We start from the raw sequence: 237 nt of genomic DNA, 5'->3' as shown, positions 1-237 counted from the left end.
GGTCGTTGGCCGGCGAACGTGACATGGCGGCGGTGTCGCCATGCTGGTGGTCATGGCCATCGTCCGGTGCGTCCGTCGGGCTCGTCAAGGCCTGGTAATCCGCCGTCGATAGCTCGGGAAGGCGCTGCAGGAAGGCCACGATTTGCCACATGTCCAGGTCATCGTGCGTCACGCCCCAGGCCGGCATGCCGGTCATCCGGATCCCGTTGTCGATGATCCAGAACTGCTTGGCGGGAT

1 protein-coding gene is annotated in these 237 nt (G+C 65.0%); it reads right to left on the bottom strand.

What is annotated here, in order from left to right; genetic code table 11:
* Window positions 1-237: cytochrome c (locus tag CVH10_RS26430; RefSeq protein WP_181244759.1), on the bottom strand; the 237-nt coding region annotated here is incomplete at both ends.

Source organism: Halomonas sp. ND22Bw, from assembly GCF_003011945.1.
Lineage (GTDB): Bacteria > Pseudomonadota > Gammaproteobacteria > Pseudomonadales > Halomonadaceae > Halomonas > Halomonas halophila.
The sequence above is the reverse complement of the archived record's forward strand: the minus strand, read 5'-3'. Positions and strand labels throughout refer to the sequence as shown.